The organism is Rhodoferax sp. PAMC 29310, from assembly GCF_017948265.1.
In the GTDB taxonomy this organism is placed as follows: domain Bacteria; phylum Pseudomonadota; class Gammaproteobacteria; order Burkholderiales; family Burkholderiaceae_C; genus Rhodoferax.
Genome location: NZ_CP072852.1, coordinates 3,856,188 through 3,870,658 on the forward strand (window position 1 = coordinate 3,856,188; position 14,471 = coordinate 3,870,658).

At 61.7% G+C, this 14,471-nt stretch carries 13 protein-coding genes; 2 read left to right on the forward strand and 11 right to left on the reverse strand.

The window, feature by feature from the left end; translation table 11 throughout:
* Positions 1–18: 18 nt before the first annotated feature.
* The 6 genes from J8G15_RS17905 to J8G15_RS17930 form a co-directional block, all read right to left on the reverse strand.
* A complete protein-coding gene (locus tag J8G15_RS17905; protein ID WP_210543876.1) occupies positions 19–882 on the reverse strand; it encodes a PhzF family phenazine biosynthesis protein in 864 nt (287 codons plus the stop codon).
* A 31-nt stretch (positions 883–913) separates the two neighbouring features.
* Positions 914–2,110: a PLP-dependent aminotransferase family protein gene (locus tag J8G15_RS17910; protein ID WP_210543877.1), complete on the reverse strand. Its 1,197-nt coding sequence runs from the start codon at positions 2,108–2,110 to the stop codon at positions 914–916.
* Positions 2,111–2,179: 69 nt separating this feature from the next.
* Positions 2,180–2,779: a LysE family translocator gene (locus J8G15_RS17915; RefSeq protein WP_210543878.1), complete on the reverse strand. Its 600-nt coding sequence runs from the start codon at positions 2,777–2,779 to the stop codon at positions 2,180–2,182.
* Positions 2,776–3,729 (reverse strand): DMT family transporter, encoded by a 954-nt coding sequence (locus J8G15_RS17920; protein ID WP_210543879.1) that lies wholly within the window; start codon positions 3,727–3,729, stop codon positions 2,776–2,778. Before J8G15_RS17920 ends, J8G15_RS17915 begins: the two co-directional genes overlap by 4 nt.
* Positions 3,726–4,442, reverse strand: coding sequence for an aspartate/glutamate racemase family protein (locus J8G15_RS17925; protein WP_210543880.1), 717 nt, complete (start codon positions 4,440–4,442; stop codon positions 3,726–3,728). Before J8G15_RS17925 ends, J8G15_RS17920 begins: the two co-directional genes overlap by 4 nt.
* Before the next feature lie 20 nt (positions 4,443–4,462).
* A complete protein-coding gene (locus tag J8G15_RS17930; protein WP_210543881.1) occupies positions 4,463–5,074 on the reverse strand; it encodes a LysE family translocator in 612 nt (203 codons plus the stop codon).
* A gap of 130 nt (positions 5,075–5,204) precedes the next feature.
* Between J8G15_RS17930 and J8G15_RS17935 the strand changes: the two genes are divergently transcribed.
* Positions 5,205–6,647 carry a PLP-dependent aminotransferase family protein gene (locus J8G15_RS17935; RefSeq protein ID WP_210543882.1) on the forward strand — a complete coding sequence of 481 codons (1,443 nt, stop codon included), beginning with the start codon at positions 5,205–5,207 and terminating at the stop codon, positions 6,645–6,647.
* A gap of 304 nt (positions 6,648–6,951) precedes the next feature.
* A complete protein-coding gene (locus J8G15_RS17940; protein WP_210543883.1) occupies positions 6,952–7,887 on the forward strand; it encodes a nitronate monooxygenase family protein in 936 nt (311 codons plus the stop codon).
* A gap of 24 nt (positions 7,888–7,911) precedes the next feature.
* Here J8G15_RS17940 and J8G15_RS17945 read toward each other — a convergent pair whose 3' ends face one another.
* The 5 genes from J8G15_RS17945 to J8G15_RS17965 are packed head-to-tail and all read right to left on the reverse strand — an operon-like array spanning position 7,912 to position 14,439.
* On the reverse strand, positions 7,912–9,165 hold the full coding sequence (locus J8G15_RS17945) for an HDOD domain-containing protein (protein WP_210543885.1): 1,254 nt from the start codon (positions 9,163–9,165) through the stop codon (positions 7,912–7,914).
* Between the two features lie 3 nt (positions 9,166–9,168).
* The gene (flgL, locus tag J8G15_RS17950) at positions 9,169–10,407 is read right to left on the reverse strand and encodes a flagellar hook-associated protein FlgL (RefSeq protein ID WP_210543887.1); all 1,239 of its coding nucleotides are present in this window, start codon (positions 10,405–10,407) and stop codon (positions 9,169–9,171) included.
* Between the two features lie 26 nt (positions 10,408–10,433).
* A complete protein-coding gene (gene flgK, locus J8G15_RS17955; protein WP_210543889.1) occupies positions 10,434–12,368 on the reverse strand; it encodes a flagellar hook-associated protein FlgK in 1,935 nt (644 codons plus the stop codon).
* Positions 12,365–13,294, reverse strand: a complete 930-nt coding sequence (flgJ, locus tag J8G15_RS17960; protein ID WP_210543891.1) for a flagellar assembly peptidoglycan hydrolase FlgJ — start codon at positions 13,292–13,294, stop codon at positions 12,365–12,367. Before flgJ ends, flgK begins: the two co-directional genes overlap by 4 nt.
* Positions 13,294–14,439: a flagellar basal body P-ring protein FlgI gene (locus J8G15_RS17965; RefSeq protein ID WP_210543893.1), complete on the reverse strand. Its 1,146-nt coding sequence runs from the start codon at positions 14,437–14,439 to the stop codon at positions 13,294–13,296. The genes flgJ and J8G15_RS17965 overlap by 1 nt, the downstream gene beginning before the upstream one ends.
* Positions 14,440–14,471: the final 32 nt, after the last annotated feature.

Genomic DNA, 14,471 nt, shown 5'->3' on the forward strand with positions numbered 1-14,471 from the left:
CAGCCCCAAGTGTGACGTCTACAGCGTGACCCGTCCATCCACGCAGGTCACGCTGGCCCCGCCGACCCAGATATCGGTGTCTTGGCGGGTGATGTGCACGCGGCCAGCGCGGGCCAAGGCCGAGCCTTGGGCGGCGAGGTAGGTGCTGGGTGCAAGCCCCGCGCCGATCAGCCATTGGGCCAGGGCCGCGTTCAGGCTGCCGGTCACCGGGTCTTCCACCAGGCCGTTGTTGCCGGGGAAAAAAGCACGCACTTCAAAGGCGCAGTCGTGTCCCGCCGGGTGCGCGCCCACCACGCCAATGTCCAGGCCGGCGAGCACGGCAGCGTCGGGCTTTAGCGCCAGCACCAGGGCGGCAGATGAGAGCATCACCGCGCGCCAACCCGGACCGTTGTCGCACCAGGCGTGGTGCAGGATGTCGCTGCGCGTCACCCCTAGGCCTTTGGCGATGAGGGCCACGTCGGCCTCGTCCAACGGGCCGCTGCGCTTTAGCGCTGGCGCTGCAAAGGCCAGTTGTTGCTTGCCAGCGACGCCATCGCGCTTCAATCGGATCAAGCCGGCGCCACACTCTTGCACGATCAACCCTTCAATCTTGGGCTGACCCCCTGCCTCCAGCCAGGCGTGGCAACTGCCGAGCGTGGGGTGACCGGCAAAGGGCAACTCCCGCCCGGGGCAGAAAATGCGCACCCGGTAGTCGGCCCCGGCTGCCTCGCCCTCGGGCGTTGGCGGCAGTAAAAAAGTGGCCTCCGACAGGTTGGTCCAGTTGGTGAAGTGCTGCATGGCCTCGGTGGAGAGGCCGCTGCCGTCCAAGACCACCGCCAGTGGGTTGCCCCGGTAGGGCGTGTCGGTGAAGACATCCACTTGTTTGAAAGGGCGTTGCGTCATGCGTCAGCTATTCAAGTTGGCAGCAAGGCGCTCAAGCGGTCGCGAGGCTGGCGCGGTAGTTCTTCAGCGCCACGGCCAGTGAAGCCACGCCTTGGTGGATTTCGTCGACGCTAGGGGTCACGAACGAGAAACGCAGGGTGCGTGGGTCGCCGTGGTCGGCGTAAAACGGGGCACCGGGCACAAAGGCCACGTTCTGCTCCACAGCAAACGGCAGCAAGTCCACCGCGTTCATGCCCTCGGGCAAGCGGGCCCACAGAAACATGCCGCCGGCCGGGGTGTTCCAGGTCAGCGAGGTATCGGGGCTGCCGGCCGGAAAGTCGCGGGCGAGTGCGTCCAGCATGGCGTCGCGCTGCGACTTGTAGAGGGCGCGAATGGTGGGCACATGGCGGTCCAGAAAGCCGCCCTTCATCACTTCAACAATCAGGCGCTGGTTGAAACCCGGTGTGTGCAAATCCGCCGCTTGCTTGGCCTGAAGGAGCTTGGGGTAGATCGCCTTGGGGGCCACCAAAAATCCCAGACGCAGGCCAGGCGCCAGCACCTTGGAGAAGGAGCCCAGGTAAATGCAACCCTCAGGGTTGCGTGCTGTTAGCGGCGCAGGTGGCGGGGTGTCAAACCACAAGTCGCCATAGGGGTTGTCTTCAATCAAAGGCAGGTTCAGGCGGGCGGCGGCTTCGCTCAAAGCGGCACGGCGGGCCTCAGACATAGTGCGCCCGGTGGGGTTCTGAAAATTGGGCAGCACATACAGAAAGCGCGCGCCCTCGGCCTTGCTGCTCAGGTCAGCCAGGTTGATGCCATCGTCGTCGTTGTCCACACTCACCACCTTGGGTTCCATGGGCGTGAAGGCCATGACGGCACCCAAGTAGGTGGGCGACTCCACCAGAATTTTGCTGCCCGTGTCCACCAGCACCTTGGCCACCAGGTCCAAGCCCTGCTGTGAGCCGGTGGTGATCAGCACTTGGGCCGGGTCCACGTTCCAGGGCAGCATCTCGGCCACCATTTCACGCAAGGGGCCAAACCCTTCACTGGCTGCGTATTGCAGGGCGCCGTTGGGGTCGTCTTGCAGCACCTGGGCACAGGCAGCGGCAAACTCGGACACCGGGAATGTCTTGGGCGAGGGCAGGCCACCCGCAAAGCTGACGATGCCGGGCTTCTCTGTGACCTTGAGAATTTCGCGGATCACCGAGGGGTTCATTTTGGCGGCGCGTGCGGCCAGGGTCCATTTCGTCATAACGAGTCTCCGAAGGGATATTGAGTATTTCGAGTTTGAAAACAGTGTGCAGATTGTGCCCGGCCCGGCTCAAGGCTTCAGCAGTGGGTAGAGCGACCCCACCAATGCGGCGGCCATGGTCATATTGAAGACCCGTAGGCGAAAGTGGTCCTGCAGAAGCTGGCGCATGCTGCTGCCAAAGGCGGCCCAGCAGGTGACGCAGGGCGCGTTGATCAGCACAAACAAGCCGGCCAGTAGCAACACCTGCAGTGCCACGGCGTCGCCTGGCAGGTAGGTGCTCATGGCGGTCATGGCCATGACCCAGGCTTTGGGGTTGACCCACTGGAACGCGGCAGCCGCCCAAAAGCCCATGGGCTGGGCGGTCGATGCCGCGTCAGGATGGGGCGGGGCGGCAGTGGCCAGCTTGTAAGCCAGCCACACCAGATAGGTGGCACCCAACCAGCGCAGGGTGGCCAGCACAGCGGGATAGGTTTCCAGCACCTGATGCAAACCCAGCCCCACCATGACCAGCATGAAGCCAAACCCCAGGCAGATACCCGCCAGATGGCGCAGCGAGCGGCGCAGGCCAAAGTTGACACCTGAGGCCAGAATCATGGTGTTGTTCGGCCCCGGCGTGATGGAACTCACCAGTGCGAACAGGCTGGCGGCCAGAAGCAGGTCGGGGGTCATGCCGCCCCCTTGGTCGAGGGCTGAGGCGATTGGGGGACCGCAGGGGTGGTGGCGTAGCGTTTTCCCACAAACACAGTGGTGCCCACGGCCAACGCAAAGCCCACAGTGACCATGTTCAGCGACTCACCCAGCAGCGGCACGGCGGCCAGGATGCTGAAAAATGGCTGCATCAGCTGCACCTGGCTGACTTTCATGGCACCGCCCAGCGCCAGCCCGCGAAACCAGGCAAAAAAACCGGCCCACATGGAAAACACGCCCACATAACCCAGCGCCAGCCAGGCGGAGGTGTTTACGGGCTGATCAGGCCAAGTGAGCAAAGCGCCGGGCAGGGTGATGGGCAGCCCAAACACGCACACCCAGCAAATTACACGCTCAGCGCCGAGCGAGGGCGTGACCTTGGCGCCATAGACATAGCCCAACGAGGCGCACAGCACGGCGCCCACCAGCAACAGGTCGGCCCACTCTAGGCCCAGGCTGCCACTGCCGTGGATTTGCTGGGCGCGAAATATCGAAAACCCGGCGACCAGCAACGCGCCCACCCCGGCGCTGACCCAAAATCCCAGCTTGGCCCGTTGGTGCATCACCCAAGCCGCCATGGCCGCCGTGGCCAGCGGCAGCAAGGCCAGCACCACAGCCGCGTGGCCGGAGGTGACTTGGCGCAGCGCAAAACCCAGAAACAGCGGAAATCCAATGGCATTGCCCAGCGTCGCCAAAGCGAGCGGCAGGCGCTCATGGCCAGCGGGCCAGCGTGATCGGGTCAAAAGCAAAAACGCGATCGACAAGGCCCCGGCCAGTGTCGCCCGGCCAAAGGTGACAAACCAGGGGGAGAGTTGCGGTGCGTCGGTGGTGCCTGTGGCCAGCCGGGTCATAGGCAGGGTGACGGCAAAAATGGCCACCCCCAGCAGGCCCAGCCAGAGGCCTTTGCGGGTGTCTTCTGGGCTGTGGCTCATGGCGTGTTCTCGGTCGGTGGTGGGCTCAATGCCCAAGCGGCGGCGCTTTGGGCATGCAGGCGGGTGGTGTCAAACAGGGGCAGTGCGCAGTGCTGCGGCTCAATGAGAAGGCCAATTTCGGTGCAACCCAGGATGATGGCTTGCGCGCCTTGCTCGCGCAGGGTGTCAATGATTCGAAGGTAGGTGTCCCGCGAAGCCGGCTTGACTTGGCCCAGGCAGAGTTCTTCGTAAATGATCTGGTGCACCAGCGCCCTGTCTTCGGCCCTCGGCGTCAACACGGTCAAGCCATGGTCTCGTTCCAAACGCTGGAGGTAAAAGTCCTGCTCCATGGTGAAGCGGGTGCCCAGCAAGCCCACCGTGGTGTGCCCGGCGCGCTGAATGGCCTGCGCTGTGGGGTCGGCAATGTGCAGCAAGGGAATCTGCACGGCAGCCTTGATCGCCGGGGCGACTTTATGCATGGTGTTGGTACACAGCACCAAACCCTCGGCCCCGGCGCGCTCCAGCGATTGGGCGACGCCAGCCAGCAGGGCGCCGGCAGCGGCCCAGTCGCCCGCGTGCTGCAGGCGCTCGATCTCATGGAAATCCAAGCTGTACAAAATGATCTTGGCCGAGTGCAGGCCGCCCAAAGAATGCTTCACCGCCTCGTTGATCTCGCGGTAGTAGGGCACGGTGCTTTCCCAGCTCATGCCGCCAATCAGGCCAATGGTTTTCATGGGGTATCCGTTCCGGGGAGTTAGAAGGTGGCCATCCAGCCCGCGGTCACCGTCAGCACGGCGGCCATGGTGCGGTTGAACCAGCGCAGGCGCTGGGCGGTGTGGTTGGGGCCGCTCAGCCAGTCGCGCAGCAAGGAGCCCATCAGCGCATACGCCAGGTTGCTGACCAAGCCAAAGGCCATCATCAGCGGCAGGATCAGGGTGAAGCGGCTGGCCGCATCCGGGCGGCCGGCCAGCCAGCCGGCCACGATGGTGAGCGCCAGCATCCAGGCCTTGATGTTGAGAAATTGCAGCACCACGCCCTGCCAAAACGTGACCTTGAGTTGCGAAGCATCTGCCTGAGCCAGTTGGCTGGAGCGCGCCAGCTTGAGCGCCAGCCACAGCAAGTAGCCCACCCCAAGCATCTGGATGCCCAACTTCAGCCAGGGTGCGGCCACCACGATGGCGCCCACGCCGCCTGCGCAGGCGCTGAGCAGCAGCCCCCAGCCCACCGGCACCGACAGCACAAAGCGCAAGGACTTTTTGAAGCCCAAGTTGGCTGCCAGCGCGGTGGACAAGGTGGTGTTGGGGCCGGGCGTGAAGCTGGCGGCCGTGGCCAGCACCAGCAGGGCGCTAAGTTCAACCGGGTTCATGGTGGGGCTTGCAGGTTCATGCCACTGACTTTATAGTTCAAAGCAACACACTAGCAGTACAGTTAGAAAGACAATTCTTCAATCTGTATTGCCCGTCGATTCAACACACTGAAGAAGTACAGGCCCCGTCATGCTGATGAAAACCGCGTCGCAATCCTTGACCCAGCAACTGGCCGATCGGGTGGCTGAGCGCATTCGCACCGGTTTGCTGGTGCCGGGGGCACGTTTGCCGTCGGTGCGCCAATGCGCGCTACAGCAAGAAGTCAGCCCCTCGACGGTGGTGGCAGCCTACGACCAGTTGCTGGCCCAGGGGCTGGTGGAAGCGCAGAAAAATCGCGGATTTTATGTAAGAAAACAGACTGTAGCCTCCGTAAATAAAGCGCAAGCAGCTATTGAAACAGGAGCGAGCCCGCGAGGGGCCATTCCAGGCGCTAGGGACTTTCTCGCACAACATGTGCCGGTGAACGCAACCGCCTTGATTCGTGGCATGTTCAATCCTGGTGGCAAACCGCAACCCGGCATGGGCGTGTTCCCGGCGGACTGGCTGGAGACCACCTTCATGGCCACAGCGGTTCGCAAGGTGACCAACGCAAGATCGTTGCAGGCGCTTTCCCTGCAATACGGCGAGCCGGCAGGCGACATGGGTTTGCGCCAGTCCTTGGCGCAAAAATTGGCTACATTGAGTGTGCCCGCCAGCGCCTCCCAAATCATCACCACAGTGGGCGCCACCCATGCGCTGGACATTGTGAGTCGCACCCTGTTGCAGGCGTGTGACCATGTCATGGTGGAGGAACCCGGCTGGGCGATTGAATTTGCGCGTCTGGCGGCCCTTGGTATGCGCATTTTGCCGGTGCCACGGGGGCCGGACGGGCCGGACTTGAGTGTCATGGCCCGCTACTGTGAGCTGCACAGCCCCAAGCTGTTTGTGAGCGTGAGTGTGTTGCACAACCCCACTGGCTATTGCCTGTCACCGGGAAGCGCCCACCGGGTGCTGCAATTGGCGCACGCGAAAGATTTTCATATCGTCGAGGACGACACCTACAGTCACCTGGCCCCTGACCACGCCACCCGCTTGTGTGCGCTGGACGGCCTGCAGCGCACGATTTATGTCAGTGGCTTTGCCAAAATTCTGGCACCCGGCTGGCGGGTGGGCTATTTGGCTGCCCCGCCAGATTTGTTCGAGCGTTTTCTGGACACCAAATTGCTGGCCACACTCACCACCCCGGCGCTGCTGGAAAAGGCACTGGCCTGGTGTATTGACCAAGGGCAGTTGCGCCGCCACGCCGAGCGTATTCGCACGCGGCTCAATTTGGCACGGGCTCGCAGTGTGAAGCTGGCCTTGGCCGCGGGTTGTCAGTTTGCTGCGCCGCCGACTGGCCTGTTTGGCTGGGTGGACACAGGGGTGGACACCGACTGGCTGGCCCAGCGCATGCTGGACGAGGGCTATTTGCTGGCGCCCGGCGCCTTGTTCCACGCGACCCGCCAACCCGGCACGCTGATGCGCATCAACTTCACCACCACGCAGGATGCGCAGTTCTGGCAGGTGTTCTCCCGCATTCGCGCGCTGGCTTGAGGCGCGCGCACGGGGCGTCATCGATCAGACCCACCATCGCCTTTCGCTTTGAGATCCACAAGATGTGGGAGCACATCGCGTGTTGAGCGGTTGAATTTTTTATGCCTGGGTACTCGCCTGCAGCGAGTGGCGTTGATGCCAGTTGATGGTCAATTGCAGCAGTTTGCAAAGGCTCGTCAACCTGCCCACCTCGTCGTCAACTGATGTTTGCATTGGCAAAGACCGCGCTGGTGCGTAACCCGTGCGACACATGGCACGCTGGTCCGCTCGCAATAATTGAACACCGCTCAACGACAGGATTCACATGAACCGCGTACTCGCCCATACCGGGGCCACTTACCCTATTCTTCAAGCCCCTATGGGCTGGATTGCTCGCACGCAATTGGCTTCGGCCGTGTCGCGCGCTGGGGGCCTGGGCATCATCGAAACCTCATCGGGTGAGACGGTCAATTGCCAGGCCGAAATCACCAAAATGAAGGCACTGGGTTTGCCCTTTGGCGTGAATCTGCCCATTCGGTTTTTGAAAGACGACGCCATGCTCACGTTTGTGTGCAACTCTGGCGTGAAATTTGTCACCACCTCGGCCGGTAGTCCGGCCAAGTTCATCAAGCCCTTGCAAGACGCGGGCATCGTGGTCTACCACGCCGTACCCACGGTCGACGCGGCCATGAAATGTGTGGACGCGGGTATCGATGGTCTGGTGGTGGAAGGCGCCGAGGGAGGTGGCTTCAAAAACCCTGAAGAAGTGTCCACTCTGGTGCTGCTGCAAGCCATTCGCGCGCGCACCAGCGTGCCGTTGATTGCAGCAGGCGGCATCTGCGATGGCCGTGGCATGGCAGCCGCGTTTGCGGTGGGTGCCGAGGCCGTTCAAATGGGCACGCGCTTTGTGAGCTGCACCGAGAGCCCCGTGCATGACAACTACAAAAACGCCATCGTGCAAGCCAAAGAAACGGGCACATTGGTGCTCAATAAAAAATCGTCGCCTTGCATACGCTCGCTCAAATCGGCACGCACCCAAAGCATCTATGAAGAAGGGGTGATGCCCTCCGATGCGTTGCAAGGCATTTTGGGCGTGTACTTTGGCGGCGATATGGAAGCCGCGCCCGCACTGGCAGGGCAAACCGTGGGCTTGATTGATTCGGTCAAAACGGCCAAAGAAATCATTGATGAAACCGTGGCCGAATTCTTTGCAATCACAGCACGGCTGGGTGCGTTGGCGCAGGCGCGGTCGTTTGGGTAGTCGGGCCGTCCGGGCAGGCGGTGCTCAGACCAGCAACAAGCCTTTGGCCGGGCGCAACCGGGCGTGACCCAGCGTGCGCAACAAGGCGAGGTTGACACCTTCCAGGTCCATTTGGTGGCGCGCACACAAGGTGCGGGTCTCCGCGCCGGGAGGCGACTCCAGCGCGGTGGCGACCTCCAGATAGGGCAGATACGGGCCTTTTTGGTCCAGGATGGCCGAGCTGATGCGGCTGGACAGGGGCAGACGCCCTAGCGCCTGTACCAGTGGCTCGCCCAGCATCAGGTCGATTTGGGACATCAGTCCGCAGAGGTAAACCTCGCGGCGCAGGTTCTCGCTCTCGCCGGCGTCCATCAGCTGCTCCATCAGGCTGGCACGCATGACCAGCGCCGTGCGCGGGGGCTGCAGGTTCAGGTCGCTGGTACCCCGCGGCAACTGTGTGAGCAGCCAGGACCGCAGTTTGCTCAGGCCCAGCACCATCAGTCCGTGGCGCAATGACTCGATCTCTGTGCGCAGACCCACCGCTGCTGAGTTGGCGTAGCGCAAAAAACGGTAGGCCAGCGTGGGTTCCTCGCTCAGCAGCTGCTCAATACGCTCGACGGAATCATCAGCATGGATGGCCTGCACCATGGCGGCAATGGCGCGTTGGCCGGGTTGCATCTGCTGGTTGCGATAGCTGTGCAGCACATCCTCGACCGGCCAACCGGCCACGCCCCAGGCGTCTTGCTCGTCCAGGCAGTGTTCCACCAGCGCCCGGCTAGCCACGGATTCATACAAATACCCTGGCACCACCGGGCTGTCCAGGTGGCGGGCTGAGCCACCGGCTTCACCGTTGTGCCGGCGCAGCGAGGCCCGCAAACCGGTCAGTGCTTCTTCAGGGGTCAGGGTCACCATGGGGCGGGCAAAGCAGGCCGCCAAGGCCGTGCTCGGCCAGGTGCCCGGTTCACCCCGCCACACCAATGGCACGCCGCGTTGGTGGGCCTGAAACAGGCGCTCAATCAAACTGGCGTCGAGCAGATGAGTGTCTTGCACTGCAATCCAGGGGCCTGTCGCCTTGGCGTGGGTGAGTAATTCACCCAACAACTCGGGGGAGGCGGGCGAGAGAAGTAGTTGGGGCGCTTGGTCCGACAAGGCCTCGCCAATGGACTGAAGCAGCTGCGGCGTATCGATCCGTTTGCCTTCTTCTGCGGCCAAAAACAGTTGAACACCGGCCACCTGGCGCAGCGCGTTCCAGATCAGCTGGTAACCCAGTGCCACTTGGCCCAGCGCAGCGTTGCTCATGGCTTAGCCGATGTAATTGAACAGCGACAGCTTTTGAATCTGCGCGTAAGACTGTAGGGCCGCCTGATAGCCCGTCTGCTGGTTCTGGAAGTCGGAGATCCCTTTAATCATCTCCAGGTCCTCGGCACGGGAACGTTCGACCTCCATCTGGATGGAGCGCTTGCCCTGGTTGTCGCTGATTCGGTCGGCCCGGTTGAGCAACTCGCCGGCCTGGCCGCGCACTGCCGAGATGCGGTTCATGCCGATGTCCAGGTTCTTCAGCCCCTGGCTGATGGCCTGGCTTGCCCCGCCGCTGGACGTGGCGCCGCCAATGTCCCGAATCGCCTCGTCCATCACGCTGAAAATGCTGGGGCTGGGTTTAACGGTGATGGATTCACCCGCACCTGGCGTACCCGTGATTGTCAGGCTTAGGCCCGGAATTCCGGTCACAGGCATGGCGCCCGTGGCATAGCTGGGAACCGCTATGGAAGTGGCCGCGGCCGGTGGAGCTGATAGGTCGTAGGTGGCCGTGCTGGTCGTGGCGGGGCTGGGATCAGGCGTGACGACGATGTTGCTGATGGTGTACGTGTTGTTGTTGATCAGGGCCGGGTTGGTCACAGTGATTCCCTCGGAGCGCAGAGGAGAGGTGCCTGGGGTGACGGTGACGTTGTAGGCCGCATCACGTGCGCCTTGCAGCATGAAGGCACTGTCGCCGTCTAGAGAAAACGCGATACCAACCTCGCTACTCCGGCTCTGGCCGGGCAGGCCGTTGAAGGTGTAGTCAGGCGTACCCACATTGGGGCCGACAAATGGTTTGACCGCGCTGCCCAAGGCGCCGAACAGGGGTTGACCGTTGGTGTCGGTTCGGTTGGACAGGGCCAGGACTTGATCCCGCAACCCCGTCAGCTCCACCGCAACCATTTTGCGTTCACTGTCGCCGAAACTACCGTTGCCGGCGCTCACCAGCAGTTCCCGAAAACGTTGTAGCGCCTCGGTTACATCGCCCAGTGCACTCTCGGCTTGGACGATGGAGGTGCGTTGCGCCTCGAGCGCGCGCTGGTCGGTGGCAATGCGGCCGATGCGGTTCAACGCCCGCTCGGCCTGGGCGGCACTGGTGGGGTCGTCGCTGGCTCGAACCACACGCTTGCCAGAGGTGAGGTTTTCCTGCGCGCTGGCGAGATTGCCCTGACGCGTCATGAGGTTGCGCTGGGCGTTGTCGTAGGTGTTGGCTGACCCGGTCCGGGAAAATGAATTAACTGACATGGTGCGTTCTCCTGCCTAGTGCAACCTTAGCGGCCCAAGCTTTGAATCAGGGTGTCGAAAATGCCTTGTGCGATCTGGATCATCTTGGCTGAGGCTTGGTAAGCCTGTTGAAACTGTAGCAATTTGGCCGCCTCTTCGTCCAAGTTAACCCCAGCGACCGAGGTGCGATCTCGCTCTAGGTTGGTAGCGATAGTGGTGGACACCTCGGCGGCGAAAGTAGCCCCTTGGCCTCTAACGCCGATCTGGGCGATCAGGCCTGCATAACCATCGGTCAAAGCGGCGCCGTCGAACATTGCAAGATCGCGCAAACTCATCATGGCATTGGCGTTGCTGGCGTTGAGGTTGCGAAAATTGGCGGGCTGCGGACCTATCGCGATGGTGTCGCCAGCTTGAGGAACACCTTTGAGAGTGATAGACCAGCTAGGCGTGACTGGCGCAGATTCAATGGGTACACCGGTTGTGAACGGGTAGGTCGCTGTACCTGTATCCGAGCGCGTGTAACTTCCGAGGCCATCAAACGTGAGTGTGATCGACGTTGGTGCGGCAGCCGACCGGGCGATCAAACTATCAACCACGAGCGAGCCACTGTTGGCGCTGCCGGCGCTGGCCACGACTGGACTGGCCACTGCAAGCGCCCGGGGGGATGCAAACTCACGACTCACGCTGCTGGCAGAGGTGCTGAAGGGTTTAATTAGAAAGCGGTCTCCTGCCACCGGCGTACCCGAGGGCATGGAAATGCTCAATCCATCCAGTGTGGCCAAAACGGGTGCAACCGTCGCAGGTGTTTGAGGAAATGCGGTCACCATCCCGTCGGAGCGACGCGTGATGCTGCCAGTCGACGCAGTCACAAAATTGACCTCGTAGTCAGAGGCCGAAAATTGCGTGACGTCGTTGATCGACAGCGTGAGGGCGGCCGTCCCCAAGTTGAGTGTGGCAGGCGCGGTGGGGGACAGCACATTCTTTGCGCCGAACGCAATCGGCGTAAACAGGTTGCCGCCTGGGTTGCCATCCAGGTCGAGTCCCAGCGCGTGCTGGTCATTAATGCTGGACGTGACTGCCAGTGTCATTCTCCCCAGTAAATTTCGCCCTTCGACCAAGTCGGTATTCTGAAACCGAAGCAATCCGGAAACCGAACCACCGCCCAAAGTGTTTTCGTCCAGCGTGACGGAAAATCCGTTTCGGGAAACAGCAAGCTTACTTTTCAGTGGATCACCATAGTCGTCTTTCACAATCGACACGGTGGCCGCCATAGTGCCCAAGACCAGCGGCTGGCTGCCACCAATGAAGATACTCATCGAGCCGTCTGACGCCGCCAGCGAGGTTGTTTGAACGTACTGATTGAGATCTCGAACCAGCTGATCCCGTTGGTCCAAAAGATCATTTGGGGGTCGGCCAGCTCCTTGGGCTCGAATGATTTTTTCATTGACCTGACTGATGCTCACAGCCAAAGTGTTGATGACGTTAGCTTTTTGACCCAGCTCTTGGGATATTCCAAGCTGAAGATCGTCCAGGTTTTGGGCTGTTGTGCGAATTCGCGCGGCCGTTTCGTCTACCCGAGTCAGAACCACTGTCCGTGCGGTGAGGTCGGTGGGGGCACTTGCAACATCAGAGAATGCGTTGAGCATGTCATTGATAGACGCGCCCAGTCCGGTGCTTCCACCAGGAAAAAGGTTCTCGAGCTGCTTAAGTTTGTCGGCACGGGTCACGTCAGCAGACTGGGTGGCGCCCGCCATCGTGGCCTGCGTGCTCAGAAACTCACTGAAGTTGCGTTGGATGGTTTGTACCGTGACGCCTTGGCCAACATAGCCGCCAGGTCCTTGGGTACCTTGGACGGTTTGCAGAATCACCGACTGGCGTGAGTAGCCAGGCGTGTTGACGTTCGCAATGTTGTGGCCAGCGGTTTGCAGTGCGACCTGATTGGCCTGCAGTGCGCGCATGCCTACATTGAGAAGGCCGCTCATGCGCTACCTTGTGACGCTTGAGCGTGTTGCTGCTGCAAGCGCAGTGTCGAGTTGATGGCGCGGCTAAGTTTGGCCGCGTAGTCCGGGTCGGTGGCGTAGCCTGCTTTTTGCAAGCCGCTGGCGAAGGCGTGGGCCGAGTCAGTTTGCTGGCTGACCTCGGCGTAGCGGGGCGACTGAGTAATCAGGCGGGCATAGTCCTTGAACGAGCCCTCGTAGGAGTCATAGGCGCGAAACTTGGCCACGGTTTTCTGGGCGACGCCGTTCACATACTCGGTGGTCGTGATTTCGGCGACTTTGCCGTTCCAGCCACCCGTGGCCTTGATGCCAAACAGGTTGAACGAAGGCGCGCCGTTGGCATGTTTGATTTCGTGTCGGCCCCAGCCTGTTTCGTGGCCGGCCTGTCCCAGCATGAATCCTGACGGCAGACCGCTGGTTTGCTCCACACGGGCTGCTGCATCGGCATGTTGCTGGACGAAGTTGCTTTGGGTCGGGGTGGTTCGAATGGGCTCGGCATTGGCGTTGGCGGCGTAGGCTGCAACCGAAGACGCTTGGGTGCGCGCGCTCAAGGGGCGCAGCGGGCCGTTGACCAGCGCGCTGGGGTCCAGCGTCGCACCGCCCATTTGCCGGGAGAGTTGCTGCGCAATCAAGTCCGACAGGCCACCGGCCTGGCCGGACATCTGAACAGCAAATTGCTGGTCCAACATGTCGGTGCCCATGTCGCTGCCGGCGTTGTCGGTCATGCCTGATTTCATGGTGGCTTCCCGCATGCTTTTGAGCAGCTCCCGCATGAAGAGGGACTCAAATTGTTTGGCGGTTTCCTTGATCGCATCGGGCGTATTTTTGCCCGCTTGCAGCTTCAAGCTGTTGAGCGACCGGGCGTCAACCGCCAGCGCGTTGGAGGTGGAGGGCAGCTGACCGTAGACCATCAGATCACCTCCAACTCTGCATTCAGGGCGCCAGCGGCCTTGATGGCTTGCAAAATGGACAAAAGGTCTTGCGGTGTAGCGCCCAGTGAGTTCAGGGCTCGCACCACGTCGGCCAGTTGCGTCGAAGCGGGCAGCTGAATCAACATGCCGGGTTCCTGGCGGATTTCGATATTGCTCTTCTCGGTCACCACGGTTTGCCCGCCTGTTGACAGCGCATTGGGCTGGCTGATGACCGGCGTTGAGGTGATGCTGATCGACAGGTTGCCGTGGGCAATGGCCACCTCACCCAGCGTGACGGCCTGGTTCAGGACAATGGAGCCGGTGCGGGAGTTGATGACAACCTTGGCGGCAGGGCGGGATGACGCCAGTTGCAACTCCTCCATCTCGGCAATAAACGCGACACGACCGTTCGGGTCGGTGGGGGCGCTGACGTCGATGGTACGACCATCCAGAGCGCGGGCCGAGTTCGGTCCAAAGCGCTTGTTAATGGCTTCCGCGACGTGTCTGGCCGTCTGGAAGTCGGAGGCCTCAAGGCCAAGTGTGATGCTGCTGCCTTCCAGCAAAGGCGTGGGAACAATTCGCTCCACTTGTGCTCCTCCAGGAATCCGTCCGGCGCTGAGGTGGTTGATTTGCACCTTGCTGCCGCCGGCCGAGGCGCCCGCGCCACCGACCAGAAGGTTGCCCTGGGCCAGTGCATAAATTTCGCCATCCACGCCTTTCATGGGCGTCGTGATCAGGGTCCCGCCCTTGAGGGATTTGGAATTGCCCATGGAAGAGACGCTGACGTCAATCATCTGGCCCGGGCGGGCAAAAGCAGGAAGCTCTGCGGTGACCAGCACGGCAGCCACATTTTTGAGTTGCAATTTGGAGGCGGCCGCGTCGGGCAGGGTGATGCCCAATTGCTGGAGGTAGTTGGTCAAGCCTTGCGAGGTGTAAGGCATTTGTGTGGTCTGGTCACCGGTGCCGTCCAGGCCAATCACCAGACCAAAGCCGGTCAACTGATTGCTCCGAACTCCCTCTATGGAGGCCACTTCCTTGATGCGAGCCGCTTGTGCCCCTGTGGTGACCAGCAGGCTGGCGATGAGCCACGCACCGAGCCGCAGCGCGTGGCGAAGTCTGGTATGTGACGTATTGGTTGTGGACATGTTTGCTTACCCCTCGGCACTATTCTCATAAG